The following is a 26317-nucleotide window of genomic DNA, read 5'->3' as shown; positions in this document are numbered from 1 at the left end:
AAACCGTTCACCGAAAACCGGCGTTGAGCACGAGACACGTCAGGCAAAACAGATGGAGCGATTCATGACGACCCGAACAGCGGCGGTCTACCGCATGGTAATGGAGGACCATGTCTGTCCCTATGGCATCAAGACGGTCGATCTTCTCAAGCGGCAAGGTTTCGAGGTCGACGATCATCACCTGACCAGCAGGGAGGAAACCGACGCATTCAAGGACAAGCACAACGTCGAGACCACCCCGCAGACCTTTATCGAAGACAAGCGCATTGGCGGCTATGACGATGTCCGCGAGTTCTTCGGCAAGAGCCGTTCGCAGCCAGAGGAAGGCGAGACCAGCTATCAGCCGATCATTGCGATTTTCGCGGTCGCGCTGCTGCTCGCGCTCGGACTGAGCTGGGCCTTTTTTGAAAACCTCTTCACCGTCCGGGCCGCCGAATGGTTCGTGAGCCTATCGATGACCCTGCTCGCCGTTCAGAAGCTTCAGGACGTGCGCAGTTTCTCGACGATGTTCCTCAACTACGACCTACTCGCACGGCGCTGGGTGCCCTATGGCTTCGTCTACCCGTTCGGCGAAGCCGCTGCCGGCATTCTCATGACCGCGGGCGCGCTGACCTGGCTCTCTGCCCCGCTGGCATTTTTCATAGGCACCGTCGGCGCTGTCAGCGTCTTTAAGGCTGTCTACATCGACAAGCGCGAACTCAAATGCGCCTGCGTGGGCGGCAGCAGCAATGTGCCGCTCGGCTTTGTCTCGCTGACCGAAAATCTGTTTATGATCGGAATGGGTCTTTGGATGGGCGCGAAGCTTCTCGCATGATCACCGCGCTCCTTCTCGCTGTCTTTCTGTTCCTCTCGGCTGTCGCTTCGCACCTTGCCATTCTGGGTATCGGTCACCGGGTTCTCGATCGGCGCCGCGATACGCTGGCAAAGCTTGCCGTTTCGCTGCTCGTGCTCGCATCGCATTTCCTCGTGGCGATCCTATTTGCCGCAGGTTTCTGGCTGGGCGCGCAATGGGGCCTGGGAGGGTTCGACAAAACACCTTCCATGGACTGGATGGACTACTTCTATTTTTCGCTCATCAACGTGACCACACTGGGCCTGGGCGACATTTATCCGACCGAGCACCTGCGGGTTCTCGCCGGCGTCGAGGCCCTCACCGGCTTCGCCCTCATCAGCTGCTCGGCGCAGCTATTCTGGACCATGATGCACAAAGGAGAAGAAGCATGACCGAAAAGACGACCCATTCGGACAAGGGAGGGGGCGGCAACTACTGGCGGTTCATGGCCATGGTGTCGACCTCGACTGTGATCATGTTCTTCCTGATGTATGCCAACACCTTTACCGTCGATGATCTTTTCTGGAGCGAAACGCGCTTCTGGATGATGTTCGTCATGGGCGCGATGATGATGATCGTCATGCTCCTCTTCATGTGGGGCATGTACAAGGACCGGACCAAGAACTTCATCATTCTGGGCGTCGGGGCCTTTGTGTTCGCGCTAGCACTATGGCTGGTGCGCAGCCAGACCACCGTCGACGATACCGAATATATGGCAGCGATGATCCCGCACCACTCGATCGCGATCATGACCAGCGAACGCGCGAGCCTGAAAGATCCTCGCGTGCGCGAACTCGCTCAAGCGATCATAGTCGCCCAGCGCCGCGAAATCGCCGAGATGAAATATCTCATAGACGATATCGAGCAGAACGGTCCGCGGACCGAAGAACGCCTGCCCGAGGAGATGCAGCCATGAACAAGATAGCTTTCACGGCGCTCATCGCGCTTCCGCTCGCCGCCTGCAATTCAAATACTGCTCCGGGAAATGACCGCGAAGCCCAGCTCGACCCGCCTGCCACTGCCGCGCCGATCGAGGACGCGGCCAGTGCACTGGCAAATGTTGACCCGGGCCTCATGCTTCCCGGTACCATGAATGACGCGGACCTTGCTGCTCTTGGCGCAGGACAGGCCTGCCAGTTTCGTCTGACTGAAGTAGCCTTTCCCTCGTTTGTATATGACGGCGACGGGGGCGGTGCGATCAAGATCAATGGCAAATTGATCCCCGTCACCGCCGATGGCACCGGCAGCTATGCGAATGGCGAGCTTCGGATCAGGACCCGCATGCTGGATGATGAAGGCGATGCGGGTCTGCAAATGCAGGAGATGATCGTCGTCGGACCCCGGATGAAGGACGAGTTCGGGTTCTGGGGATATACCACCTGTCCGGCAGGCGGAGCCTGATACTGGCAGGGCGCATGGGCGGGCCGTTGGCTACCCCGTGCGCCCGCAGCTCCTCCGTTCGTCGCCCTCACCAGTCTTAACAGGAACAAGCAGATGACCGATACGAGGCCCATCGCTGTCTTCGGTGCAGGCGGGAAGACCGGCACCGAGCTATTGCGGCGTGCCCTTGCGCGGGACATACCGATCCGCGCCTTCGAACACACCGTGCCCGGGCCAGACGAGCGGGTGGGCGACTTCGAATATATCGAATGCGATGTGCTGTCGGATGATTTCGCTGGCGATCTCGATGGCTGCCGGGCGGTTATCTCGACACTCGGTGTCGCTTTCGGTCCAAGCAATGCGGTCGATCCACCGCCCCTCTATACCGATGGTACGCGCAACCTGCTCGAGGCGATGGCACGAGCGAAGATCGACCGCATTGCCGTGATCTCCGCCGCCTTCGTCGAACATCAACCGAGCGTCCCGTCCTGGTTTGAACTCACTGCCAAGCCCGCATTGTTCAATTTACTCGAGCAGATGCGCGCAATGGAAGCGATGCTCAGCGACGCGCAAGGCATGAAATGGACTGCCGCACGACCAGGTTGGCTGCTGGATGAGCCCTACACTGGCGAGGCCGTGATTACGGACGAACGCTTGGCAGAAGGGTGTTTCCGATGCCGCCATGCTGATCTCGCGGCGAGCCTGCTTGAGTTCGTGTGCGAAGATACCTGGATCGACGCAAAGCCTGCCATCGGCAGGCCCGAAGCCGAACATTTCGAAAGTCCTGCCGCCATCAAGGCCGAACTCGGTATCGATTGAGCGTCGGAAAATTTTCGGTTCGTGACGGGCCCGAACATTTCAAGTTTTGAGCAACAGACAAGGAAATCGTATGTTTCTGGAGAAGATCAAAACCCCCGGTCTCTCGCACCTTTCGTATATCATCGGCTCGGGCGGGCAGGCGGCGGTCATCGATCCGCGCCGGGACTGCGAGGTCTATGTCGAAAAGGCCCGGGCCGAAGGGCAGGAGATAACGCATATCTTCGAAACCCATCGCAATGAGGATCTGATCAGCGGCTCCCCGATTTTGGCCGATTTGACAGGAGCCACTGTCTATCACGGGCCCGACGCGGCAGGCGAAGTCGTTTTTGCCAAGACCGCACGCGAAGGCGATTGTTTTGAGCTGGGTCAATTGCGGATCGAGGTGCTGGAAACACCTGGACACACCGACGATCATCTCGCTTTCGTCATCCATGACACCGAATATTCCGAGGGACCGGTCGGCGTCTTTACCGGCGATGCCCTGTTCGTCGGCGATGTCGGACGCACCGATTTCTATCCCGAGCGCAAGGAAGAAGTCGCGGGCCTTCTTTTCGACTCCCTGCAGAAACTTTGTGGCCTCGGCGATCAGGCGATTATCTACCCAGCGCATGGTGCGGGCTCGGTCTGCGGATCGGGAATGGCGGACCGGGAATTCTCGACAATCGGCCACGAGCGGCGCAACAACCCGCGCCTGCGCATCTCCGACCGCGACGAGTTCATCAAGGCAAAGGTGGCAGAACACCACCGCCAACCTCCCTATTTCCGGCTGATGGAACGGCTAAACCTCGAAGGGGCCGATGCCGCGCCGCGGGTCATGCGGCCAAGGCGCTTAGGGCTGGGAGAGCTGGACGAGATCGAAGCCGATCACCTGGTCGATGTGCGCGAGCCGCTCGCCTATGCCGCCGGTCATATGCCGGGTGCCATGTGCCTTCCGGTGGGAATGATACCGGCCTTTGCGGGATGGTTTCTCGGTGAAGGCGACAGGATCGCCCTCGTCGCTTCCGAAGAAGACCAGCTAGCCCAGGCCATGGCCCATCTGCTGCGCATCGGCCTCGATAATGTTGTCGGCGGCTATGTCGGCGTGGTTCCAGCCGCCGCACAGGGCAAAGCGATGCGCAGCATACCCATGATCGGCACCGAAGAAATCGCGCGCAGGCTCAATCAGGACAGCCGTGATTGGACCTTGCTCGACGTGCGCGACGCGGACGAACGGCAAGAAGCAAGCATCGAAGGGTCAAGACATATCTATGTTGGCGAGCTCAACACGCGATGGAAAGAGCTCGACCGCGACCGCCGCTACACGCTGATGTGCGCAAGCGGCATGCGGGCGAGCGTTGCCGCAGGCTGGCTGGCGAGCCAAGGCTTCAAGCGCCTCGACATCTATCTCGGCTCCATGGGCGCTTGGAAAAACGCGCATAGCTGAAGTTTGGCCTCTCAGACTTCGAGGCGCAGACCCCGCAGCCGCAGCGCATTGCCTATCACCGATACGGAAGAGAGGCTCATGGCCGCCGCCGCGATCATTGGGCTGAGCAGCACTCCGAAGAAGGGATACAGCATGCCTGCCGCGACCGGTATGCCGAGCGTATTGTAAGCGAAGGCGAAAAACAGGTTCTGCCGGATGTTGCGCATCGTGCCGCGCGACAGCACGATGGCCTGCACCACTCCCGTCAGGTCGCCTCGAACCAGCGTCACGCCGGCGCTTTCGATTGCAACATCGGTGCCGGTGCCCATCGCAATGCCGACATCGGCGGCGGCCAGTGCAGGCGCATCGTTGATCCCGTCTCCCGCCATACCGACGCGGCGGCCTTGCGCTTTGAGCTCTTCGATCTTGCTGTGCTTGTCTTCGGGCGAGACATTCGCATGCACTTCGTCGATTCCCATTTCGTGCGCAACCGCTTCGGCAGTGCCGCGGCTGTCGCCAGTCAGCATAACGACCCGGATTTTGCGCGCGTGCAACGCCGCAATGGCCGCTGCGCTGGTGGGCTTGATCGGATCGGCCACCGCGATGAGCCCTGCCGGACGGCCATCGAACGCCACGAACATCACCGTCTGACCCTGCTTGCGGCCATTTTCGGCCGAGCCGAGCCATGCCTTGTCATCGATCCCAACGCGCCGCATCATCTTCTCGTTGCCGATCGCAACACGGCGGTCCCGGACGTTGGCTTCAACACCTTCCCCGGTCGTCGAAGCGAGGTCCGTAGCATCGGCGGGGGAAACTCCCCGCGCCCGCGCGCCTTCCACGATGGCATGCGCCAGCGGATGTTCGCTCCCCATTTCGACACCTGCCACTGCAGCCAGGAAATCGCTTTCGTCGATGCCGTCTGCCGGCGTCACCGCCACCAGATCGGGCTTGCCCATCGTCAAGGTGCCGGTCTTGTCGACCACCAGCGTATCGATCTTCTCGAGGGTCTCCAGCGCCTCGGCATTGCGGATCAGGATGCCGTGCTGGGCACCCTTGCCCGTGCCGGTCATGATCGACATCGGCGTAGCGAGGCCGAGCGCGCAGGGGCATGCAATGATCAGGACTGCAATGGCATTGACCAGCGCATAGGCAAGCGCAGGGGCGGGTCCCCAGATGGCCCAAACCACGAAGGTGGCGATGGCGATCACAACCACCGCAGGCACAAACCAGCCAGCCACCTGATCCGCCAGTCGCTGGATCGGTGCGCGGCTGCGCTGCGCCTCGGCCACCATCTGGACGATCTTGGACAGCATCGTGTCCTTGCCCACGCCGGTTGCGCGCATGACGAACCCACCAGTCTGGTTGACGGTGCCGCCAATGACTGTGTCGCCAGCCTGTTTGGCGACCGGCAGCGGTTCGCCGCTGATCATGGATTCATCGATCGCGCTCGATCCCTCCTCGATTTCTCCATCGACGGGAACCTTGTCGCCCGGGCGAACGCGCAGACGATCGCCTGTGGCCAGCTGGTCGAGCGGCACCTCGCGCTCGTCGCCGGAGCCGAAGATCTTGACCGCGCTGGGCGGTGCCAGCTCGAGCAATGCGCGCAAGGCGCTCGAGGTCGAGCCCCTGGCCTTGAGCTCGAGGACCTGTCCGAGCAGGACCAGCGTCGTGATGACCGCTGCCGCCTCGAAATATACCCCGACCCGTCCCGAATGGTCGCGAAACGCTGCAGGGAACAGATCGGGCGCGACCGTCGCCACCACGCTGAACAGATAGGCGATGGCAACGCCAAACCCGATCAGCGTGAACATGTTGAGATTGCGCGTCTTGAGCGACTGGACAGCACGGACGAAGAACGGCCAGGCGCCCCATAGAACCACCGGTGTAGCGAGGGCGAACTGCGCCCATTGCGCCCGGGCAGGTTCGATCAGCCGGTCGAAACTGAGCCCCGGTGCCATGTCGCTCATCGCGTAGACGAACAGCGGCAGAGTGAGCAGTGCGCTCCACCAGAACCGGCGCCGCATATCGACCAGCTCTGGGTCTGGGCCATCGCCCAGCGAAACCGTTTCCGGTTCGAGCGCCATGCCGCAAATCGGACACGAACCCGGCCCGGGCTGGCGGATTTCAGGGTGCATCGGGCAGGTGTAGATCGTGCCTTCTGGCACATCCTCGACCGCGTCGAGATGCGCACCCGAAAGATAGAGCTCGGGATCGGTGACGAACTTGTCGTGACAGCGCGGCGAACAGAAATAGTGCTCGGTCCCCGCATGCTTCGCGATATGCTCGGCTCCTTCGATCGCGACGCTCATGCCGCAGACGGGATCGATGGCGGTGCCTTCGAGTAAGCTTGCGTCCGTGCTCATCGCTCTTCCTTTCTCACTCCACAGCAGACCTCTTACAGCCTTGTGCCGAATACCTTGCGATGCCGGCACGATAACAGGTTTCGGTCGTCCGCATTTCATTGGGCGGCATCAGGTTTGCCTGGCGCCGCCCAACCGACTCACAGCTTCGTGATCGACGTGATCACATTGCCTTCAGAACCAGTACGAAATTCAAAGGCAATTCCCTCACCGACGCTTACTTCGCTGCGCAGTTGCTCATCGGCTTCAAAAGCCATGGTCATCGCAGGCCATTTGATCGCTGGGACCGGACCGTGGTCGACGGTTATCGTGCCCGCTTCCGCATCGATTGCAGTGACCGTGCCTTCTGCGCTGGCGGTTTGCATTCCGCTGCCAGGTTCCATCATCGGCATATCTTCGCCGTCCATCATCATTTCATTTTCTGCCATCGGCATGTCGTTCATCTCGGCAGTGTCCTGGCCAGAATCGCAGGCCGCCAGCGCCAGCGGGAGGGCCAGTAGGCTCATGAGGGTTGTGGTACGCATTCTTCTTCTCCTTGGGGTTGGGTTGGCCGTTCGGGCCGGGGTCGCCGCATCAACAAATATGCGGCGGGGATAACGAACATCGAAAGCAGCGGCGCGGTGATCATGCCGCCCACCATCGGCGCGGCGATGCGGCTCATGACCTCCGAACCTGCGCCCGTTCCAATGAGGATCGGGAAGAGACCGGCAAGAATGACGGCCACGGTCATTGCCTTGGGACGCACGCGCAGAAGAGCACCCTCCCTGATGGCTTCGCCCACGCCGTCCGCATCGAGGGCACCGCCGCGCCGGGCCAGCGCAGACTTGAGGTAGATCAGCATGATGACGCCGAACTCGGCAGACACACCGGCAAGCGCAATAAAACCCACCGATGTCGCAACGGACTGGTTATAGCCCATCAGATAGAGCAGCCAGAAGCCGCCGGTGAGGGCAAAGGGCAGCGTGCCCATGACGAGAAGCGCTTCGTCGAAACGGCGGAAGATCAGGTAGAGCAAAACGAAGATGGTGCCGAGCGTCGCGGGAATGACGACTTGCAACCGCTCATTGGCGCGGGTGAGATATTCAAACTGGCCCGCGTAAGAGATGCTCACACCGGCAGGCAGATCGACGCCCTCTGACACCGCCGCCTGAAGATCGCTTACAACCGAAGTCAAATCGCGTCCGCGCGTGTCGACATAGACCACGCTGATGAGACGGCCTTGTTCATTCTTGAGCATGGGCGGACCATCGCTGACGCTCACCTGTGCGACCGTTCCGAGCGTGATTTGCTGGCCAGAGGGGGTTAGTAAAGGCAGCGCGCGCAGTTCTCCGAGACTGTCGCGGATCTCGCGCGGATAGCGGACATTGATGGGATATCGCGCTAGTCCTTCGACCGTCCGTCCGATATTTGCCCCGCCGATCGCGCCTGACACGATCTGTTGAACATCGGCGATATTCAATCCGAAACGAGCCGCAGATACCCGGTCGATGTCCACATCGACATAGCGGCCTCCCGACAGACGCTCTGCCAAAGCGGAGCTGACGCCGGGAACCTGTTTTGCGACATTCTCGACCTGCAATGCCACACGCTCGATTTCGCCAAGGTCTTCGCCGGACACTTTCACACCGATCGGGCTCTTGATGCCGGTCGCGAGCATGTCGATGCGGTTGCGGATCGGGGGCACCCAGACATTGGCGAGCCCCGGCACCTGCACCGCGCTGTCGAGTTCTTCCACGAGCTTCTCCGGCGTCATTCCGGGCCGCCAGTCTTCGCGCGGTTTGAAGCGGATCGTTGTCTCGAACATCGTGAGCGGCGCGGGGTCGGTCGCTGTATCTGCACGTCCGGCTTTTCCGAACACGGTATCGACTTCCGGCACAGATTTGATCAGGCGGTCGGTCCGCTGAAGCAATGCGGACGCTTCACCAGGAGACAGGCCAGGCAGAGCGCTCGGCATGTAGAGGAGATCGCCTTCGTCGAGCGGCGGCAGGAATTCTCCTCCAAGGCGGGTGAACGGGACCAGCGTTGTCAGGAACACGAGGCCTGCCACAACCAGAGTGGTCTTGGGTCGGCTGAGCACCCAATCAAGACCGGGCCGGTAGGCTTTGGTCAGCACGCGATTGAGAACGTTGGTGTCCTCCTTGGGTATCTTCCCGCGGATCAGCCAACCCATCAACACAGGGACCAGTGTGACAGACAAAATGGCGGCCGCCGCCATGGCGTAGGTCTTTGTGAAGGCCAGCGGCGAAAACAGGCGGCCTTCCTGCGCCTGCAGAGTAAACACCGGCAGGAACGATAGGGTTATGATCAGGAGGCTGAAAAACAGCGCTGGCCCCACCTCTTTCGATGCGTCCGCAATCAGTTTCCAGCGCTCATCGTTGGACATCTGCTCATCGGGATGGTCCTCTTCCCAATGCTCGATATGCTTGTGCGCGTTCTCGATCATGACGATGGCAGCGTCGACCATCGCGCCGATTGCGATGGCGATGCCGCCCAAGGACATGATGTTCGCATCGACCCCCTGGAACCGCATCACGATAAAGGCCGCCAGCACCCCCAATGGAAGCGTGACGATCGCCACCAATGCTGATCGCACATGCCACAGGAACAGCGCGCAAACGATCGCGACGATGATAAATTCGGCGATGAGTTTTCCGGTCAGGTTTTCGATCGAGGCGTCGATCAGCTTCGAACGATCATAGGTCGTGACAATCTCGACCCCTTCAGGAAGACTGGCCTGGAGCCCGTCGAGCTTCTCTTCGACAGCCGCGATCGTTGCCCGCGCATCCTCGCCCTGCCTAAGCACAACAATACCGCCTGCGACCTCGCCTTCGCCGTTGAGTTCGGCGATCCCTCGCCGCATTTCGGGGCCAAGCTGGATCGTGGCGACATCGGATAAGGTGACGGGGATACCGTTGCCGACCGATTTCAGCGGAATCTGTCTGAAGTCGTCGATAGACGTGAGATAGCCTGAAGCGCGGACCATAAACTCGGCCTCGCCCATTTCGACCACCGATCCGCCAGCCTCTTGATTGGAAGCTTGTATGGCGCGCACGACATCGCTGTAAGTGACGCCAAGCGAAGCCATGCGATAAGGCTCCAGGACGACCTGGTACTGCTTGACCATGCCGCCGACGCTGGCGACCTCGGCGATGCCCGGAATGGTCTGCAGCTCATAGCGCAAAAACCAGTCCTGAAGGCTCCGAAGGCCAGCAAGGTCGCTGTTCCCCGTTCGGTCAACCAGCGCATATTCGTAAATCCAGCCCACGCCCGTCGCGTCCGGCCCGAGCGAGCTGGTCACTCCGTCGGGCAATTCGTTTTGCACCTGGTTGAGATATTCGAGCACGCGCGAACGCGCCCAGTAGAGGTCCGTCCCATCCTCGAAGATCACGTAGACGAAGCTGTCGCCGAACATCGAATAGCCGCGCACTGTTTCCGCGCCCGGCACCGAGAGCATCGTCGTTGCGAGCGGATAGGTGACCTGGTCCTCGACGATGCGCGGAGCTTGCCCCGGATAATTCGACCGCACGACGACCTGCACATCAGACAGATCTGGGATCGCATCGACCGGCGTTGCGCGCACCGCCCAGAAGCCGGCCAGCGTGACCGCGATAGCCGCCAGAACGATGAAAAACCGATTGGCGATCGATGCATCGATTATGCGCGCTATCATCGCTCGGTCTTCCTGATAGACTCGATGCGCGGACCGGTGTCGTGCTGCGAGAAGGTAAACTCGACCTGGTCGCCCGGTTCCAGATCCTCGGCCAGAGTGGCGTCAGCCAAGGCAAAGGGCATAACCATGCTTGGCCATTCGAGGGCGGGAACCGGCGCGTGATTGAGAGTGATCGAAGCACCAGCGATTTTGGTCACTCTTCCCGTAGCGGTGTGCGTCCTCATCTTTGGCGAGCCGTCCGACGCCATGCTCATGGTCCCATCGATCGACCTGACGTCGATCCCGGCCAAACTCGCCTCGGAGTCGATCAGGAACTGCCCTGAAGTGACGACCCGCTCGCCCTCCGCAAGGCCTGCGAGTATCTCTGTCCTGCCATTCGCCTCGCGTCCGATTTCGACCTCGGCAGGCAGAAACGCGCCTTCATCCTGCTTGAGCATCACAAGATTGCGGCGTCCGGTTCGAATGACCGCCTCCGACGGTACCAGCAAGGCTCGCCGTGTGTCGGGTGAAAGCGACACCTGCGCGAACATACCTGGCTTCAACCTGCCGCGCGGATTGGGTAGCTCAGCCCGAACGGTGATGGTTCGACTCGCGGCATCGGCGCTAGGAAGAATGGCAACAATTCGTCCCGCAAATCGCTCATCAGGATACGCTGCCAGGATCGCACTGATGGGCTGGCCCTGCCGGATATTTGCGGCCTGTGTTTCGGGCACTGAGGCTTCCAGCCATATCGGCGAGAAGCCTGTAATCTCCGCGAGTGTCTGACCTTCCATCACGGTCATACCTGGACGCACCCCGAGCATTGTTACAGCGCCGCCAACAGGTGCGGTGACTGTAAACGTATTCTGGACGCGGTGTGTGCGTTCAACGGATGCGATCATCGCGTTTGTCATTCCGAGCAATCGCATTCGCTGCCGCATCGCATCTGCCAGCGCCTTATCGCCAGTATCGAGCACAGCAATGTACTCGCGCTGCGCGCCGCCCCAATCAGGGACCAAGATATCGACGATCGGAGCGCCGCGACTGACGACATCGTCCTGCGCACGGCCATAGGTGCGTTGGACGTAGCCCCCCGCTCGCGGCTGGACGATAGCTACATCCCGGCTGTTGTATGCCAAGACACCCGTAACGGTAATCTCTGGCTCCAGAACTCCGAACTCGGCTGCTGCGGTGCGAATTCCGAAATTCTGCACAAGGCCCGGATCAATCCGGACGCCCGCTTCCGCAGCTTCTCCCGCGCACTTGGGAACCAGCATCATGTCCATGAAGGGCGACTTACCGGGCTCGTCAAAACGTTGTCCGGGCACCATCGGATCGTACCAATAGAGCACGTCCTCACAGTCAGTATCCGTCGGCGAGCCAGCTCCGCTGCTCTCGCCGCCGAGCATGTGAAGACCGTAGCCAGCAGCCAGGCTGACAAGGGCAATAACTAGCCCAGCCGCAAACATGCGTTGGCGCTGCGTAAATCGTTCGAGCACGGAGTTCATGGCCTGCCCTCCCCGTATGTGAGTTGTAGTTTGACCGCCGCCTGCACCGCCGCCTGTTCGCGTTCGAGAATTTCCAGCTCGAGCAAGGCAAGTGCGGATTTCGCCGCAATCACATCGACGAGATCGGCACGCCCGGCCGCAAAGCTGGCTGTCTCGAGGTCAACGCGGTCACGCGCGAGCGGAAGAAGTTCATCACGCGCGCGGCGCCATTGGCGCGTAGTGCTGCGCCAAGTGGCGAGATCGGCTTCGAAATCCGCGACCAGCGCGCGTCTGCGATCCTCGCGCTCGGCCAAAGCGGCAGCGGCATCGGCTTCGGCGGCGGCGATGCGTGGATTCTGCCGCAGGTCGGTGAAGATCGGAAGAGTAATCGACCCCATGACAGACACGGCATCGCCAAAAGCCTGGTCGCGACGACCATAAGTGACGCTCACCCCAAAATCCGGCCTCTTTTCAGCGCGAGCGAGCGCGACACCGGCTTCGGCCCGGTCTTGTTCCGCATCGGCCAGCAGGAGTTCGGGATTCCCTTCCAGTTCGAAGCGAAGCTGGTCTTCATCAAGAGCCGCCGAGGGGGCCTCGCCCAAGGCAACCGGGTCAGGGAACGGTATGTATCGGGAGAGCTGAGCTTGCGCCGTCTCGCGCTCGGCCTCGATCGACGTCGCTGCATCCTCGATCCCAAGCAGTTCGCGCCGGATCGCCAGACTCTCTGCCGGGCGGGCCGAGCCCGACGCAACTGCGCTATTGGCAACAGGGATGAAGGCTCGCAGCTCATCGAGCGATGTGCTGGCGAGATCGAGGCGTTCTTGCGCGTAGAACAAGCTGACCCAAGCGGTTCCAGCGCTTGCGAGAAGATTGCGCTCCGCCATACCGAGCCGTGCTTCCGCCACCCGAACTTCGGAACTGGCAACGCCATACCTCGCCCGTCGCCGCGCAAGATTGGGTATCTCCTGCTCGATACCGATGGCGACTTGCGTAGGAAGTTGCCGGTCAAGCTCGAACGCCGCGGGTCCGCTTACCGGAAGGTTCATAACCCCTGCGCGTAAACGCGGGTCGGGAAGCTCGTCCGCCGCTTCCGCAGCCTCGCGCCGTGATTGTACACGCAGCGCGCCAGCTTCCAAAACGGGTTGCTCGCCCCGCACCGCTGCAAGTGCTTCCTCGTATCTGACAGACTGCGCTTGCGCAGCTTGCGCGGCGAGCAGTGCCGAAAACGGCACCCAGCCAATTCGCCAATCCATAATTCTCACTCTTTCAAAGCGAACTGGCCGGGAACGACTTCAGCGTACGCGTCAATCGACACGGCGCAAGTCAAGTAATCCGTCAAGCTCGCAAACGGCGCAGAGCACCGCCCGGGAAATGCTAGATGGTGAGTTCGGTTTGTGGAGGCGGAGATTCCGGCGGTCGAGGCTGGCTGTCGAGCCTGTTGGCGCTAGCGGCCAGATACGTAGGCGCAACAGGAAACGGTCCTGCATGCGCCAGTCCCGGACCCGCAAGCGCCAGCGGCGGCAGGCAATTCATGGCTACGAGACAATCAAGGCTCATCTCGCAGCATGAGCCATGCTGTTCGGCCGGGTCCGTTTCGGAAACCATCTGTTCGGGCATCGCGTGTTCAGACATGCCGTGCTCGGCCATGCCTTGCGCCATTTCAGCACAATCAGCCGACCCAGCCATTTCGCTCTGCGGAACGGCCGCCTGCGCAGCAACCTGCACAAACAGTCCAAAGCTGAAGCAAATCAGGGTCAAGGCGCGAACAAATTTCACGAAGCTGCGATAGTCTGAATAAGGAGCCGAGGCAATCCAGCGGCCAAAATGCAAAATTCGAGCATCATCTTCGGAATTCGTCGCCTTTGATATGTTGGGTGCCCGCTTCCTCATGCTTATCCCTGTGCGCATCGCGAAGGATATCGATCCCGCCATACAGGGCGATGCCAGCAACCGCGATCCCAACCACGAGATCCGGCCAATTTGCGCCTGTAAGCATAACGATGATCCCGGCGACGATGATACCGCCGTTCGATATGAAATCGTTGAAGCTAAACGTGGTCGCTGCGCGCAGATTGACATCCTTTTGCTGAAGCTTCTGGAGCATGCGCAGGCATATGAGGTTCACCACCGCCGCGATGGCCGCCATGGCGATCATCATCAGGCCGCCCGGCTCGGAGCCTTCGATGAAACGCCTGACGGCATCGGCGATAACGCCTCCGGCGAAGACTAGGAGCATAATGCCTGAGAAACGCGCGGCCCCTCGTTTCCAGGATTGCGAACGGGTGAGAGCCAGAAGACTGAGCGCGTAGACAAATGCATCGGATGAATTGTCGAGCCCGTTGGCCAAGAGCGCGTTCGAGTCCGCAAAATAGGCAACGACAAAGAAACCAACCGCGATTGCGACGTTGAGCCACAATACGATCCACAATGTGCGTCGCTTGCCCGCCGAATCCAGATCGAAGTCATCGTTGCAGCTCATACTGGCTTCTCCGCTATGTCTTTTGTGCTGCCCTTCTCTTTATACGCCAGAAGGCGAAGCGCATTGGCGACCACGATTAGCGTTGATCCCTCGTGAACCGCGACAGCGGGGCCTATCCCGAGACCGAAAATGGTTGCCGGGATGAGCACGACAACAATTCCGAGACTGACGATCATGTTCTGCCGGATGATTGACCGGGTTTGTCGGCTCAGATCGACGGCGAAAGGCAGTCGGGCGAGATCATCGGCCATCAGCGCGACATCGGCTGTCTCCAATGCAACGTCCGAGCCGGCAGCCCCCATTGCTATTCCGACCGTTGCGTTCGCCATGGCCGGAGCGTCATTAACCCCGTCTCCGACCATCGCAACCTTGTCCTGGCCGGCAAGCTTGCGGATGGCCTTGACCTTGTCGTCGGGCATGAGATTGCCCCAGGCCTCGTCGAGGCCGACTTCCTTTCCAACCGCATCGGCCACTCTTTGGTCGTCGCCCGAGATCATGATCATTCGGGTGATCCCGAGGCCGCGCAACGCTTCGAGCGTCGCCTTTGCCGCCGCGCGCGGCGTGTCGAGCAAGCCGATCGCTCCGAGATCGCGCGTTTCCGAGCGAACGCCCATCGTCGTTCGCCCGCGCTCGCGCATGGACTCTATAGCATCCGACAGTTCGGCACTGAGCGCAGGGACCCCGTCTTGCCCGAACATTTCGAGCTTTCCGATCCATACCCGCTCACCGTCGACAAGCGCGGTGATGCCCTTGCCTGTGAAGCTTTCGAGATTGGTTGCTTCGGGCAGAGTCTCATCGCCAAGCCGCTGCTTGCCGTCCCTTACAATCGCCTGTGCCAGGGGATGATCGCTCAGATCTTCAGCCGCCGAGGCAATCGCAAGCAGTTCGTTTTCAGATACGCCCTGCGCGGGTTGGACATCGGTAATGCGGGGTTCGCCTTCGGTAAGAGTACCGGTCTTGTCGAACGCGATGGCCTTGAGCGCACCGAGATCTTCGAGCGGCGCGCCGCCCTTTACCAGAATGCCGCTGCGCGCTGCTCTGGCCACTCCGGACAAGACCGCGCTCGGGGTCGCGATCGCCAAAGCGCAGGGGCTCGCAGCCACAAGCACCGCCATCGCCCGGTAGAAACTGTCGCGGAAGGGTTCGTCGATGACGACCCATGCGAAAAGGAGCAGGCCGGCCAGAGCGAGCACGGCAGGCACGAAAATTCGCTCGAAGCGCTGCGTGAAGCGCTGGGTCGGAGATTGCTGAGCCTCGGCTTCGCTCACCATCTGGACGACCTTGGCTAGGGTCGTATCGCTCGATCGCCGGGTCACTTCCACTTCGAGCGCGCCCGATCCGTTGATCGTCCCCGCGAAGACGCGATTGTCATCCGCAAGATTGTCAGGGTTGGCGCGCGCAGAAGCAACATCCGAAACCGCGCTCTTGTCGACCGGCACGCTTTCGCCGGTCACCGGAGCCTGATTGATGGCACTGACGCCGTCCACGATGAAGCCATCAGCCGGAAGGCGTTCGTTCGGACGCACGATTACCACGTCGCCTAGCGCAAGCTCCTCGACCGGGATCTCAACTACGTCAGTTCCGCGCTTTACCCGTGCGGTGTCCGGGGCAAGCCCGGCGAGCGCTTCGATAGCTTTCTTCGCGCGCCCCATCGCGTAGTGTTCGAGCGCGTGGCCGAAACTGAACAGGAACAGCAGTAGCGCGCCTTCGGCCCATTCCCCGAGAAAGGCGGCGCCCGCAGCGGCGACAAGCATGAGGCTGTCGATTTCGAACCGGCGGAGGCGCAAATTGTCCCACGCCTCTCGGAGAGTGAAGAAGCCTCCGAAGAAATATGCCACTATATAACAAGCGAACGGCAGCCAGACCGGATGCCCGTCCCATAGCTTCTCGATCCCGAAGCCGATGGCGAGAAATGCGCCCGAAGCGAGCGAGAAAAAGAGTTCAGTATTAGCGCCGAAGATGCCGCCGTGACTGTGCCCGGAATGATCTTTATCGTCATGGCAGTGTTCTTCAGCATCTCTGGCATTTGCGGCGATTTTGTCGGCCTTGATTGAAACCCCCAGTTCTTGCAGCGCATTGGCAATCGCGGTCTCATCGGTACGCCGGCGGTCGAACTCGGCGACCAGCTTTCCGCTCGCATCGGCATTTGCTTCAAGTACGCCGGATTCGCGGGCTACCAGATCTGCGACTGTCTGCGCCCGGCGCACCGAATTAATGCCCTGGGTTTGCCACACAACATGCCCGTAGCGCCCGGAAATTTCCGCTCCTGCTACGTGCGCGAGTTCTCTGATCCGCGCGATCGTGAGACGATCGGGATCGTAAGATATTGCAAGCTGGGCTGGTGCACTGTTCGATCCTTCAACGACCTCAACCGCATGCACACCTGCCCGCGAACTGAGCAACGACTGCAGCCGAGCGATACATCTGTCGGTGTCGCTCGGAATGTCCGGGAGAAGCGACGATAGTTCGAGTTCGATATTCCGTGTCACTAGCTGTCGCTCCTCGCTGCTGCTGTTGTCTCAACCTGGGTCGCGCGCGGTTTTCTCGCGAAGATCAGGCTTACAATGGCTGGCAATACGAACAGGGTGAGCGCCGTGGCGGTGATCAACCCACCAATGACAACCGTAGCCAATGGACGTTGCACTTCGGCCCCGGTTCCCGTCGCAAGCGCCATCGGAACAAAGCCGAGCGATGCAACTAGCGCTGTCATCAACACCGGCCGCAGCCGCGCGATCGCGCCCTCGATGATCGCGTCGCCCAGTTCCAAGCCTTGCTCGAGACGCTGCTTGATCGCTGTGATCATGACGAGGCCGTTCAGCGTCGCAACTCCGGAGAGAGCAATGAACCCCACCGCTGCCGAGATGGAAAAAGGCATGCCGCGCAGAGCCAGGAAAAAGACCCCGCCAGCCAGTGCCATGGGGATTGCGCTGAACACCGCCAGCGCAGGGACCCAACCGCCGACCGCCATATAAAGCAACAGTAGGATAACCGCGAAGGCAAGCGGGACCACGATGAGCAGACGCTGCTGAGCTTGTTGCAGGTTCTGATATTGGCCACCCCATTCGATGAATGATGCGGACGGCAAATCAACATTCGCGGCAACCTCGGACTGTGCCTGCTCGACGAATGACCCAAGATCACGTTCACGGACGTTGGCGGACACAATCACCAGTCGGCGCCCTTGCTCGCGCCGGACTTCGGCCAACCCATCTATCACCTCAAATTCTGCCACAGCACGAAGCGGGACGCTTCCGCCATTGGGCAGGACAATGGGTAATGTTCCAAGCTGGTCAAAGTCGTTGCGGTTCGCATCGGACAGCCTGACCACGACATCGAACCGCCGGTCACCTTCGAACACGAGACCCGCTTTGCGACCGCCAAGGGCAATGGCAACCGACTGTGTCACGTCTTCGACCGTCAGGCCGTAACGCGCGATTGTGGGTCTATCGAAGGCAATATCGAGCGTTGGAAAGCCCGACACTTGCTGAACTTTCACGTCGGCCGCACCATCAACGCCGCGGAGAACTGTGGCAACTTCATTGGCTGCTGCCGTCATGGCCGTGAGATCATCGCCGTAGAGTTTGACCGCGACATCGCCGCGAACGCCTGCGATGAGCTCGTTGAAGCGCAGCTCGATGGGCTGGCTGAATTCATAGAGATTGCCAACGAGATTGCCGAGCGCCTCTTCCATCTCGCTTACAAGTTGATCCTTGGACAGCGAGGGGTCAGGCCATTCTTCGCGCGGTTTGAGGATAACATAGGCATCCGAGATGTTCGGCGGCATAGGGTCGGTCGCGACCTCTGCCGTGCCGGTGCGCGAAAATACCAGCTCAACCTGCGGGAATTGCTTCAATCGCGCTTCAACCTGGCGCTGCATTGTAAGCGACTGCTCCAGTGGGGTGGAAGGAATACGCAATGACTGGACAGCCAGATCACGCTCGTCGAGCTGCGGTGTAAATTCGCTGCCGATGAAGCTGAAGACAAGCGCCGCGAGCGCGAACACGCCGACTCCGGTACCGATGACAGGCCATGGACGGGCAAGCGCTCTGCGCAGCAGCGGACCATAGCGCTCCTTTGTCATTCGGATGGGCTTTGCTTCCTGCTCGTTGATTTTCTTGTTCAGCAAGAGAGCGATCATCGCGGGGACGAACGTGAGCGAGAGGATGAATGCCGAGGCAAGTGCCAGCATCACCGTGATGGCCATGGGCGAAAATGTCTTGCCCTCAACCCCGGTGAAGGTGAGGAGTGGCGCAAAAACCAGAAAGATGATCGCCTGGCCATACACCGTTGGCTTGATCATCTCATGCGCCGCTGCCCGCGTCTCGGCAAGGCGTTCGCGCAGTGTGAGCAAACGTCCCTTGTGCTCCTGCCTTGCGGCGAGGCGCGCGATGCTGTTTTCGACGATGATGACAGCGCCATCGACGATCAGGCCGAAATCAAGCGCTCCAAGACTCATCAGATTGCCCGATACGCCAAGCCGGTTCATGCCAATAGCTGCCATCAGCATCGACAATGGGATGACCAGAGCTGCAATGATCGCGGCGCGGATGTTTCCAAGCAGCAGGAACAAAATGACGATGACGAGCAGCGCGCCCTCGACCAGGTTGTTGCGTACCGTCACGATGGTCGCATCGACGAGTGTCGAACGGTTGTAGACGATCTCCGCTTCAACTCCTGCCGGAAGCGACGATCGTATCTCGTCGAGCCTGTCGGCAGCACCCGCAGCTACGGTGCGGCTGTTTTCGCCTGCGCGCATCAGCACAGTACCGACGACGGCTTCCTCGCCATTCAGCGAGGCTGCACCAGTGCGGAGATCGCCGCCAATTTCGACCGTTGCCACGTCGCCGACGCGGATCGGCACACCTTCGCGCGTTGCCACCACTGCCTGCGCAATGTCTTCTACGGAATTCAGCCGGGAATCGACACGTGCAAGAAGAGCTTCGCCAGCCCGTTCGACAAAGTTGGCGCCTTCGGCCTGGTTCGCCGCTTCGAGCGCGGTAATCAGCTGGTCGAGCGAAACGCCGTAGCCGTTGAGGCGGTCGGGGTCTGGCTGCACCAGGTACTGCTTCTCAAAGCCACCGATCGAGTCCACGCCCGCCACGCCGTTGGCCGTACGCATCAGCGGCGCGACAACCCAATCCTGTACCGTGCGCAGATAGGCGGCTCTTGCCACCGCCGTGTCCAATCGCTCGCCCCGGTCCGTGAGAAAGCTGCCGTCCTTCTGCCAGCCAACAGCACCACCCTTGGGCGCATCGGTTCCACCCGGATGCTCGAATTCGATGGTATACATCAACACCTCGCCGAGACCGGTTGCAATCGGACCCATTGACGGCTCCGCACCTGCAGGAAGCGAAGAGGCCAGGTTGGCGATCCTCTCTTCGACCTGCGACCGGGCAAAGTAGATGTCGGTGCCTTCTTCGAAGATCGCGGTGACCTGGCTGAAGCCGTTACGCGAGATCGAGCGGGTCATCTCAAGTCCCTCGATACCGGCTAGTCCGGTTTCGACAGGGAAGGTTACCTGCGTTTCGATCTGCGAGGGCGAGAGGGCCGGTGCCTCGGTGTTTATCTGCACCTGAACATTGGTGATGTCCGGCACCGCATCAATCGGCAGTTTTGCAAGATTGAACGCGCCCCAAATGGCAACACCTAGGGCAAGGGCTACGACCGCCCAGCGATTGCGCACCGACCAGTCAAGGACGCCGCCAATCAGGCCATCATGGCTGCTGCGCTCCTCCTCGAAACCGCTTTCAGACCGATCAATGTCCATGTTCGGCCTCCTCTTTTCCGAGTTCGGCTTTGAGTAGGAAGGCGTTTTCGGTCGCGATCCGCTGGCCATTCTGCAATCCGGACTCGATCACGATGCGCCCTCCCGAGCGCGATCCCGTCACGACAGGCATCGCCCGAAACCCGGTACGCGTGCGAACGAACACGACTTCACGGCCTTCGACCATCTGAACTGCGGATTCAGGCACCGAGATCGAGGTCGCATCGGTTTCACCTGAGGGTCGGATGCGCGCCTGCAAGAATGCGCCTGGCTGCAATCCAGGGACCGCTCCGGCGAGTGAGATTATCGCTGTCGCGCTACGGCTTTCCGGATCGAGTGCCGGGGTCACCGAGCGCACACGTCCGCCGATCTCCCGGTCCTGCCCGAGCTCCAACGTAGCTTCATCGCCCGGCCGAATTCTCGCAGCATCGCTGGCAGGCAAGGCGACCTGCACCTGCAAGCCGCTCGCGTTCACGATCTGGAACATCTCTTCACCGGCGGAGACGTAGGAGCCAAGCACGATCGGCGCGCTGGTGATCTGCCCTGAAATCGGACTCGTGACGGCCAGCGAACGCCCATCCCCGCTGACACCAGCAGCTGCGGATGCGGCTTGTGCGCGTGACAGCTCCGATCTTGCCACTTGCAGATTGGCCTGCGCCGCTTCGAGATCCTGCCGGGCCGTCACATTGGCCTCGAACAGCCGCTTTTCGCGGTCGTAGAGCGCAGACAGTTCATTGACCCGCGCACGCGCGGCAGCGACCTGCGCAGCCAGTCCGGCAGCATCAGCGCTCTCGATCCGCGCGATCACCTCCCCCTGCCTGACATAATCGCCAAGCATCTTGTTCACGCTCTTCACCACACCGGATGCACGCGCATCGATCCGTGCGCTGGCATTCGGCGCCGCGGCGACGGTCGCTGGGAATACAAGCTCCGTTGCTGCGCCGAATTGGACAGCTTCGATTTCTATCGACGAAGCTGCGATCTGCTTCTCGTCGATCAGCAGAACGCCTTCGGGGACTTCGCTCTTTTCACCTTGTTCCGCTTGCTGGTCGGGTCCGTTTGAGTCAGCGGGCCAGAAGACCCAGGCCAAGGCGGCCAGCAAGATCAGGACGCCGCTTACGGCGATCAAATGGCTACGTTCCATGGAAATGGGCCTCACTGTGTGTTGAGCCAGATGAGCCGCGCCGCGAGCAGGCCGCGGGTCTCTTCTGCCTGAATCAGATTTTCACGAATGGCGTCGCGCGCTTCGGCAGCCGCCAGAACTTCGATCAGCGGAAATCTGCCATTGCGGTAGCCGATTTCGACGAGCCTGAGCGCTTCCTCAGCCTGCGGCAGGGATGCGCTGGAGAGGGTCTCCACACGCGTTTCGGCGGCCAGATAAAGCGTTCGCGTCCGCTCGAACTCCACGCGGTAGTCCGCCTCGGCTATCGCCTCGCTCGCGCCTGCCGCGCGGTACTGCGCCTCGGCGGCTGCGATGTTGCCCTGGTTGCGGTTGCGAAAGGGAAGCGGAATGGAAATCCCGACGATGAACGCTTGATCGTTGCTTTCCTCGAAACGGCGCACGCCTACCGACAGCGTTGGGTCGGGAACGCCAAGCGAGCGCTCACGCGCAATTTCGGCTTCAGCAAAGCTGGTTCGAGCGCCCGCAATGCGCAGTTGCAACGGATTTTCGGAAACCGGCGGTGCAAGGGGCGGCGATAAGTCAGGAAAGACTTTCGATACTGCGGGATTGGGCTGTCCGGATACCCAGAGAGCCGCGAGCGCCTGACGTGCTGCTAAATCGTCTGCTTGTGCAGCCTGCAATTCGGCCTCCGCCTCGGCAAGCGTAGCTTGTGCACGCATAGCTCGAAGAGGCGGCTCCCGCCCGACCTCTACAAGCACGTTGGCGATCCGCGTCAGTTCACGGTTTCGCTCGACGATTTCCCGCGCGAGAACGAGGCGTTGGCCTGCGGCGACAGCCTGCACATAACGCTCGCGCACCCCCAAAGCGAGTTGCGACAAGGCAAATTTGCTCTGCAAGCCGGCGAAATCGGATGATGCGCGTGCGCTCGCGATGCGTGCGCTTCGCTTGCCGCCGAGTTCGAGCGGCTGACCGATCGCCAGGGTATATTCGGTCGATCGCAGCCCGGAGAAAGCGCCGGAGCCCGCGATGTTCTCGGCCTCGAGCGATAACTCGGGATTGGGTCGGAGGCGTGCTTGGTCGATAGCCGCACGCGCGGCTTCGACCTCCGCCTGAGGGCCGTAAACCCGTGGATTGCTGGAAGGGTCATCTTCCCCTTCAACGCCGACGCCCGCTCGAGCGAGCGCTTGCTCGAGTGTAACTGTTTCCTGTGCCAATACTGGCGAACCCGTGGACACGGCAACCAAGGCCGCGGCCAGTGCAAAGCACCGCATTATTGTGTCTCCTGACTGAAACCAATCGAGCGCACGCGCAGGCGCACTCGCACATGATTTGCTGTCAGGCTTTGGGAGGTTGGATCAGAACCGGCGGCGCGCGCGAGGTGAGCATCGAAGTCGCAAGCGGACCCTTCAGGCTATTCGTGCGCGCAAAGGGCGACCCCAGGAACACTCCACTATTGGCGAGGCTGAAGCTGCAATTGTGATGATGCGTTGCCGAATGGTCCTGACCATCATGGTCCGGCTCGGGATCATTGCTATCGAAGTGGTCCGCCCCATGCGCATAAACGTGATCGGCCGCATGAACGAAGCTTTCGCCTTCTGAAGCATGCGCGTCAGGTAACGATAGGACACTACCGAAAAGAATGGCGATGATCGCAAGGAAGGGGAACACAAGACGCGGCATGTTACTCAACCCTTTAGGAGCCTTGCAAAGCTTGCGCAAGCACGGCTGTCTGAGCGCTTGTCTTTTCATGATCACGATTTGGCACCGACGAATTCATACGCACAACCGGCCAGAAACTCGCGGAAATGAACTTCGCGCAAAACTTTGCGTGCTGGAACCCAAGGGCGGAACTCTTCATATTCCCGCGCCACACCAAATGGTTTGGTCAGCACTATGCCGATTTCAATCAGCCATCGCGGCCAGCGCTCGGGGTGCTTCAGGCCAAGCAGGGCCATCCGGCCACCCGTCGGGAGAGCAGCTGAGGCGCGCTCGATGATCGCGGCGTAGTCAGGTGGCATTTCCAGTCCAAAGGTGCTGATGACTGCGCTGGTCTCGCTCGGAAAGCGGAAGGCGGCTACGTCTGACTGCACAAATTCGACATTGCTAGCTCGCAGGCGCTTCGCTCGTCGACGGGCTTGGTCGAGCATGCCTTGCGAAAGGTCGACCAGCGTCACCTTGCCGCTTGGTCCTACTCTCTCAAGCAGAAACGCGAGGTTTGCGCCGGTGCCAGCACATAGATCGATCACATGGTCACCGGCGTTGAGTTCAAGCCGGTTAACCAGATCGCGTCGCCAGCGACCAAGACCGGCCCACCGAAATCCCGACACCAATCGGTCATAGATTGCCGCGTTCTTGTCGTAGAGACGTTCAACCTGTTCGTTGGATCGAATTGCCATGGCGCGTGCTAGCGAACCTCGTCCGAAGAGATGGTGAAAACCTCCGCGAGGTCGTCCGGGTATGGCATTGGCGCGAATGCGCTCACGTTTGCGCGTCCGGTATTGCCCCAGGGGAGCCGTCCGGTGAGATTACCAAGGGGAGCGAGCGCAAGACGTATGACCTGCCCCAGAACTTCGCGGCCATCGCGGGTTTCAACTGCATAGCCCAGCATAGTCATATGTGAACGAAGGTGCGGCCCGAAGAAGCCCTGGCCCAGAATATGTTCCCGCTCGAGCGCGGTCCAAGCCAAAGCCCGGTCACCAGACTGCCTGGCGGCACGGAAAACGCGCCGCTCAGCTTCGATAAGTTCAATAATGTCCTTCTTTGCCACAGGATTTTACCGTTCTGCTTGCATCTTCGAATCGTCTTATGCACCTTGTAGTGGCTACAAGGTCAAGCATTGCGAGAAACCCATGAAGATTGGTGCCCTGGCGCGGAAGACCGGCACGACCGCCGAAACGATCCGCTACTACGAACGGACCGGATTGCTGGAGGAACCACCACGCACCGCCGGAAACTACCGGGACTATGGCCCGACCGAATTGGCCAGATTGCGGTTTATCCGCCGCGCACGCGACCTCGGCTTCACCATGGCGGAGGTGCGCCAATTGCTTTCTTTGTCGGATGATCCATCGCAATCGTGCGAAGCCGTGGACTCTATTGCCAGCCTCCACCTACGCGAAGTGGATCGGAAGCTTGGTGACTTGCGAAAACTGCGAACCGAACTGCGCCATATGGTCGACGACTGCCAGCACGGAGCGGTTGGCGAATGCCGGATAATCGAAGTGCTTTCCGGCTAGCGGGACAGCGCGCGTTTATTCGAGCGGTGACGGGACGCAAGACATGATCATCTCGAAATTCGGGGCGTGTTCTGACATATCTCGTCGGTGCGTTCGACAACAGAACCGATCCAGTCATCGATCTCGGCTTCGACCCAAACCGTGCAACGGGGACCGAGCGAACGCGACTTTGGAAAACGGCCTTCGCGCATCCGCTGATAGATTGCCGTTCGGCGCAGGCCCACGCGCGCCATGACCTCGGGAAGACGAATGAGCCGGTCTGGCGTTGGCTCGACAGGAACGGCTTCCGCGTCCGTTTCGAGACCAGTCGTCATTTCAGAGAGCGAAGCTTTGTTCATCCTGCCGCTCCAGTTGCGCGAGGTGATCCGACAGGAGACCGGCGGTGCGGTGAGCGGTCCCCTTTGCCCAGCGCGGTCTCACATCGAGCAGCCTCTCGCCCAGCGCTTGATCCAAAGCAGACGGCAACTCGCTTATGAAGGTTTCAAGAAATTCCAGCACGCCGCTATTCTGCCAATCCTTGCTACGCTGCGAGTACCCCGCGAGTGCCAGCATCAGGGAGGTGCGCGGCGCGTGACCGCTCGCGTCAAGGATGGCCAGCGCCTCAAGCAGTGTGGCTGACCTTGTCCCGGCGAGGATGCGTCGGAGCGCGTCCTTATTGATATTCGTCTGTGCGGCAATCGTCCGCCGGGACTTGCCACTTTCGTCCACGGCATGGTCGAGGAAAGCGGCGACTCCTCGCGATAGTTCTCCCCATTTGTCGTTTGTGTTTCGCGCCATTGTTCCTGCTTCCGGTGATCTTTAGCGAATCACCAACAGGCTAGGCGACGCGTCCAACTGTAGGAAAGGAAAAAGAACAAATAAGGAACTCGTAGGAAACTGGCTCATCGTCACACGATTTGATTCGCGCAGAGTCCGGTCCCTCGATCTCAGATTTCGGTATGGGTGGCGCAATGATCGGTATTCTTGGCCGCAATGTCTGCACCGGTCGCGCAAAGCCCGGTCAGATTGCCCAGAATCGACGATTTCTCTTGGTCGGAATGCCGCGTGCGGCAGTTTCCGTTTTCCTACACCCTGCCTTCCAATCGAGGAAAGAACATACAGCGAACGCATCGCTGCCAATGTTCGAAACGGAGTTCCTCGATGAACAATGCAATCACCCTTCCCCGCCCATCCGTTAAAGGCATTCGTGCCCGCGACTATATTCTTCCGGCCGCGATTGCGCTCGCCTGCGCCGGTGCCGCCTATGCCGGTGCCGACACGACCTTTGATCCGGCGCTGCAGAAATTTACCGACTTCCTCGAAGGTTCGGGCGGGAAAATCATCACCGTCCTCAGCCTTGCCGGCGGGCTTATCGCGCTCGCCTCGGGCCGCTTCGCCCTCGGGCAGGTCGCGGTCCCGGTCGGTGTCGGTATCGGCGTCGGCACCGGTGTGCCGATCGTCACCTCGGTCGTGACCGCGACCATCTGATCGCGGTCTAACGACGGGAGGGCGGCATGGCCGACAGATACCTCGTTCCACGGCGGCTCGACGATCCGGAGCTCATCGGTTTCTGGACCATCGACGAGTTTGCGGGACTGCTCGTCCCGTTCGCCTGGGGCATCCTTGCGCAGCACATCATCATCGGCACCGGCCTATCGGTCATGACCTGGTTCGCCCTTCGAAAGGCCAAAGCTTCAGGTGCAGGGTCGAAACTGGTGCATGCTGCCTACTGGTATCTGCCGGGGAGCTTCCTCGGGCTGAAAGCCACGCCGCCCTCCCACTGTCGCCTGCTTGCAGGCTGAGGGAG

The 26317-nt window shown here is 60.6% G+C and carries 25 protein-coding genes; 9 read left to right on the top strand and 16 right to left on the bottom strand.

Going from position 1 to position 26317, the window contains the following annotated elements:
• Window positions 1-64 precede the first annotated feature (64 nt).
• From AABA34_RS08690 to AABA34_RS08665, 6 genes are all read left to right on the top strand, one after another.
• Window positions 65-814: a glutaredoxin family protein gene (locus AABA34_RS08690; protein ID WP_338302288.1), complete on the top strand. Its 750-nt coding sequence runs from the start codon at window positions 65-67 to the stop codon at window positions 812-814.
• Window positions 811-1224, top strand: coding sequence for a potassium channel family protein (locus AABA34_RS08685; protein WP_338302287.1), 414 nt, complete (start codon window positions 811-813; stop codon window positions 1222-1224). Before AABA34_RS08690 ends, AABA34_RS08685 begins: the two co-directional genes overlap by 4 nt.
• Window positions 1221-1748: a DUF305 domain-containing protein gene (locus AABA34_RS08680; protein WP_338302286.1), complete on the top strand. Its 528-nt coding sequence runs from the start codon at window positions 1221-1223 to the stop codon at window positions 1746-1748. Before AABA34_RS08685 ends, AABA34_RS08680 begins: the two co-directional genes overlap by 4 nt.
• Window positions 1745-2233, top strand: coding sequence for a DUF6692 family protein (locus AABA34_RS08675; protein WP_338302285.1), 489 nt, complete (start codon window positions 1745-1747; stop codon window positions 2231-2233). The genes AABA34_RS08680 and AABA34_RS08675 overlap by 4 nt, the downstream gene beginning before the upstream one ends.
• A gap of 93 nt (window positions 2234-2326) precedes the next feature.
• Window positions 2327-3031 (top strand): NAD(P)-dependent oxidoreductase, encoded by a 705-nt coding sequence (locus AABA34_RS08670; RefSeq protein WP_338302284.1) that lies wholly within the window; start codon window positions 2327-2329, stop codon window positions 3029-3031.
• Between the two features lie 70 nt (window positions 3032-3101).
• Complete coding sequence (locus AABA34_RS08665) at window positions 3102-4454, top strand: MBL fold metallo-hydrolase (protein ID WP_338302283.1); 1353 nt, start codon at window positions 3102-3104, stop codon at window positions 4452-4454.
• 11 nt (window positions 4455-4465) lie between these two features.
• On the opposite strand, the gene AABA34_RS08660 is transcribed toward AABA34_RS08665, so the two are convergent.
• The 14 genes from AABA34_RS08660 to AABA34_RS08595 all read right to left on the bottom strand — a co-directional run bounded on the left by AABA34_RS08660 (window position 4466) and on the right by AABA34_RS08595 (window position 24062).
• Complete coding sequence (locus AABA34_RS08660) at window positions 4466-6796, bottom strand: heavy metal translocating P-type ATPase (RefSeq protein ID WP_338302282.1); 2331 nt, start codon at window positions 6794-6796, stop codon at window positions 4466-4468.
• Window positions 6797-6933: 137 nt separating this feature from the next.
• Window positions 6934-7299, bottom strand: a complete 366-nt coding sequence (locus tag AABA34_RS08655; protein WP_445083775.1) for a copper-binding protein — start codon at window positions 7297-7299, stop codon at window positions 6934-6936.
• On the bottom strand, window positions 7296-10463 hold the full coding sequence (locus tag AABA34_RS08650) for an efflux RND transporter permease subunit (protein WP_338302280.1): 3168 nt from the start codon (window positions 10461-10463) through the stop codon (window positions 7296-7298). The genes AABA34_RS08655 and AABA34_RS08650 overlap by 4 nt, the downstream gene beginning before the upstream one ends.
• Window positions 10460-11950, bottom strand: a complete 1491-nt coding sequence (locus AABA34_RS08645) for an efflux RND transporter periplasmic adaptor subunit (protein ID WP_338302279.1) — start codon at window positions 11948-11950, stop codon at window positions 10460-10462. Before AABA34_RS08645 ends, AABA34_RS08650 begins: the two co-directional genes overlap by 4 nt.
• Window positions 11947-13182, bottom strand: coding sequence for a TolC family protein (locus AABA34_RS08640; protein ID WP_338302278.1), 1236 nt, complete (start codon window positions 13180-13182; stop codon window positions 11947-11949). The genes AABA34_RS08645 and AABA34_RS08640 overlap by 4 nt, the downstream gene beginning before the upstream one ends.
• 121 nt (window positions 13183-13303) lie before the next feature.
• A complete protein-coding gene (locus tag AABA34_RS08635; protein WP_338302277.1) occupies window positions 13304-13819 on the bottom strand; it encodes a hypothetical protein in 516 nt (171 codons plus the stop codon).
• Window positions 13770-14408 carry a cation diffusion facilitator family transporter gene (locus tag AABA34_RS08630; RefSeq protein WP_338302276.1) on the bottom strand — a complete coding sequence of 213 codons (639 nt, stop codon included), beginning with the start codon at window positions 14406-14408 and terminating at the stop codon, window positions 13770-13772. Before AABA34_RS08630 ends, AABA34_RS08635 begins: the two co-directional genes overlap by 50 nt.
• Window positions 14405-16897, bottom strand: coding sequence for a heavy metal translocating P-type ATPase (locus AABA34_RS08625; protein WP_338302275.1), 2493 nt, complete (start codon window positions 16895-16897; stop codon window positions 14405-14407). The genes AABA34_RS08630 and AABA34_RS08625 overlap by 4 nt, the downstream gene beginning before the upstream one ends.
• Window positions 16897-20118 (bottom strand): efflux RND transporter permease subunit, encoded by a 3222-nt coding sequence (locus AABA34_RS08620; protein WP_338304721.1) that lies wholly within the window; start codon window positions 20116-20118, stop codon window positions 16897-16899. Before AABA34_RS08620 ends, AABA34_RS08625 begins: the two co-directional genes overlap by 1 nt.
• A 46-nt stretch (window positions 20119-20164) precedes the next feature.
• Window positions 20165-21316: an efflux RND transporter periplasmic adaptor subunit gene (locus tag AABA34_RS08615; protein ID WP_338302274.1), complete on the bottom strand. Its 1152-nt coding sequence runs from the start codon at window positions 21314-21316 to the stop codon at window positions 20165-20167.
• Window positions 21317-21327: 11 nt separating this feature from the next.
• Window positions 21328-22566 carry a TolC family protein gene (locus tag AABA34_RS08610; protein WP_338302273.1) on the bottom strand — a complete coding sequence of 413 codons (1239 nt, stop codon included), beginning with the start codon at window positions 22564-22566 and terminating at the stop codon, window positions 21328-21330.
• Between the two features lie 64 nt (window positions 22567-22630).
• Window positions 22631-23044, bottom strand: a complete 414-nt coding sequence (locus tag AABA34_RS08605; protein ID WP_338302272.1) for a hypothetical protein — start codon at window positions 23042-23044, stop codon at window positions 22631-22633.
• Window positions 23045-23046: 2 nt separating this feature from the next.
• A complete protein-coding gene (locus AABA34_RS08600) occupies window positions 23047-23691 on the bottom strand; it encodes a class I SAM-dependent methyltransferase (RefSeq protein ID WP_338302271.1) in 645 nt (214 codons plus the stop codon).
• Between the two features lie 8 nt (window positions 23692-23699).
• Window positions 23700-24062 (bottom strand): DUF3703 domain-containing protein, encoded by a 363-nt coding sequence (locus AABA34_RS08595; RefSeq protein ID WP_010412645.1) that lies wholly within the window; start codon window positions 24060-24062, stop codon window positions 23700-23702.
• Window positions 24063-24144: 82 nt separating this feature from the next.
• Here AABA34_RS08595 and AABA34_RS08590 point away from each other — a divergent pair, with 82 nt between their 5' ends.
• Window positions 24145-24531 carry a MerR family transcriptional regulator gene (locus AABA34_RS08590; protein WP_010412642.1) on the top strand — a complete coding sequence of 129 codons (387 nt, stop codon included), beginning with the start codon at window positions 24145-24147 and terminating at the stop codon, window positions 24529-24531.
• A gap of 47 nt (window positions 24532-24578) precedes the next feature.
• Here AABA34_RS08590 and AABA34_RS08585 read toward each other — a convergent pair whose 3' ends face one another.
• Both AABA34_RS08585 and AABA34_RS08580 read right to left on the bottom strand, forming a co-directional pair.
• Window positions 24579-24845: an AlpA family transcriptional regulator gene (locus AABA34_RS08585; RefSeq protein ID WP_010412637.1), complete on the bottom strand. Its 267-nt coding sequence runs from the start codon at window positions 24843-24845 to the stop codon at window positions 24579-24581.
• A 1-nt stretch (window position 24846) separates the two neighbouring features.
• Window positions 24847-25308, bottom strand: a complete 462-nt coding sequence (locus AABA34_RS08580) for a hypothetical protein (protein WP_029140025.1) — start codon at window positions 25306-25308, stop codon at window positions 24847-24849.
• A 363-nt stretch (window positions 25309-25671) separates the two neighbouring features.
• Here AABA34_RS08580 and AABA34_RS08575 point away from each other — a divergent pair, with 363 nt between their 5' ends.
• Window positions 25672-25998, top strand: a complete 327-nt coding sequence (locus AABA34_RS08575) for a hypothetical protein (protein ID WP_173214078.1) — start codon at window positions 25672-25674, stop codon at window positions 25996-25998.
• 26 nt (window positions 25999-26024) lie between these two features.
• Entirely contained in the window at window positions 26025-26312 is a 288-nt protein-coding gene (gene traL / locus AABA34_RS08570) for a type IV conjugative transfer system protein TraL (RefSeq protein ID WP_011413833.1), read from the top strand.
• The last annotated feature ends 5 nt before the right edge of the window (window positions 26313-26317 follow it).

The organism is Erythrobacter sp. Dej080120_24, from assembly GCF_036322605.1.
In the GTDB taxonomy this organism is placed as follows: Bacteria; Pseudomonadota; Alphaproteobacteria; order Sphingomonadales; family Sphingomonadaceae; genus Erythrobacter; species Erythrobacter aurantius.
This window is presented reverse-complemented; position numbering and strand designations above follow the sequence as displayed.

What these genes read in the sequence shown, in the direction of transcription:
- traL (WP_011413833.1), top strand. Translation starts at nt 26,025, where the DNA reads ATGGCCGACAGATACCTCGTTCCACGGCGGCTCGACGATCCGGAGCTC.
- AABA34_RS08685 (WP_338302287.1), top strand. Translation starts at nt 811, where the DNA reads ATGATCACCGCGCTCCTTCTCGCTGTCTTTCTGTTCCTCTCGGCTGTC.
- AABA34_RS08635 (WP_338302277.1), bottom strand. Translation starts at nt 13,819, where the DNA reads ATGAGGAAGCGGGCACCCAACATATCAAAGGCGACGAATTCCGAAGAT.
- AABA34_RS08660 (WP_338302282.1), bottom strand. Translation starts at nt 6,796, where the DNA reads ATGAGCACGGACGCAAGCTTACTCGAAGGCACCGCCATCGATCCCGTC.
- AABA34_RS08680 (WP_338302286.1), top strand. Translation starts at nt 1,221, where the DNA reads ATGACCGAAAAGACGACCCATTCGGACAAGGGAGGGGGCGGCAACTAC.
- AABA34_RS08630 (WP_338302276.1), bottom strand. Translation starts at nt 14,408, where the DNA reads ATGAGCTGCAACGATGACTTCGATCTGGATTCGGCGGGCAAGCGACGC.
- AABA34_RS08600 (WP_338302271.1), bottom strand. Translation starts at nt 23,691, where the DNA reads ATGGCAATTCGATCCAACGAACAGGTTGAACGTCTCTACGACAAGAAC.
- AABA34_RS08615 (WP_338302274.1), bottom strand. Translation starts at nt 21,316, where the DNA reads ATGGAACGTAGCCATTTGATCGCCGTAAGCGGCGTCCTGATCTTGCTG.
- AABA34_RS08645 (WP_338302279.1), bottom strand. Translation starts at nt 11,950, where the DNA reads ATGAACTCCGTGCTCGAACGATTTACGCAGCGCCAACGCATGTTTGCG.
- AABA34_RS08580 (WP_029140025.1), bottom strand. Translation starts at nt 25,308, where the DNA reads ATGGCGCGAAACACAAACGACAAATGGGGAGAACTATCGCGAGGAGTC.
- AABA34_RS08650 (WP_338302280.1), bottom strand. Translation starts at nt 10,463, where the DNA reads ATGATAGCGCGCATAATCGATGCATCGATCGCCAATCGGTTTTTCATC.
- AABA34_RS08675 (WP_338302285.1), top strand. Translation starts at nt 1,745, where the DNA reads ATGAACAAGATAGCTTTCACGGCGCTCATCGCGCTTCCGCTCGCCGCC.
- AABA34_RS08590 (WP_010412642.1), top strand. Translation starts at nt 24,145, where the DNA reads ATGAAGATTGGTGCCCTGGCGCGGAAGACCGGCACGACCGCCGAAACG.
- AABA34_RS08575 (WP_173214078.1), top strand. Translation starts at nt 25,672, where the DNA reads ATGAACAATGCAATCACCCTTCCCCGCCCATCCGTTAAAGGCATTCGT.
- AABA34_RS08585 (WP_010412637.1), bottom strand. Translation starts at nt 24,845, where the DNA reads ATGACGACTGGTCTCGAAACGGACGCGGAAGCCGTTCCTGTCGAGCCA.
- AABA34_RS08665 (WP_338302283.1), top strand. Translation starts at nt 3,102, where the DNA reads ATGTTTCTGGAGAAGATCAAAACCCCCGGTCTCTCGCACCTTTCGTAT.
- AABA34_RS08670 (WP_338302284.1), top strand. Translation starts at nt 2,327, where the DNA reads ATGACCGATACGAGGCCCATCGCTGTCTTCGGTGCAGGCGGGAAGACC.
- AABA34_RS08605 (WP_338302272.1), bottom strand. Translation starts at nt 23,044, where the DNA reads ATGAAAAGACAAGCGCTCAGACAGCCGTGCTTGCGCAAGCTTTGCAAG.
- AABA34_RS08610 (WP_338302273.1), bottom strand. Translation starts at nt 22,566, where the DNA reads ATGCGGTGCTTTGCACTGGCCGCGGCCTTGGTTGCCGTGTCCACGGGT.
- AABA34_RS08690 (WP_338302288.1), top strand. Translation starts at nt 65, where the DNA reads ATGACGACCCGAACAGCGGCGGTCTACCGCATGGTAATGGAGGACCAT.
- AABA34_RS08655 (WP_445083775.1), bottom strand. Translation starts at nt 7,299, where the DNA reads ATGAGCCTACTGGCCCTCCCGCTGGCGCTGGCGGCCTGCGATTCTGGC.
- AABA34_RS08640 (WP_338302278.1), bottom strand. Translation starts at nt 13,182, where the DNA reads ATGGATTGGCGAATTGGCTGGGTGCCGTTTTCGGCACTGCTCGCCGCG.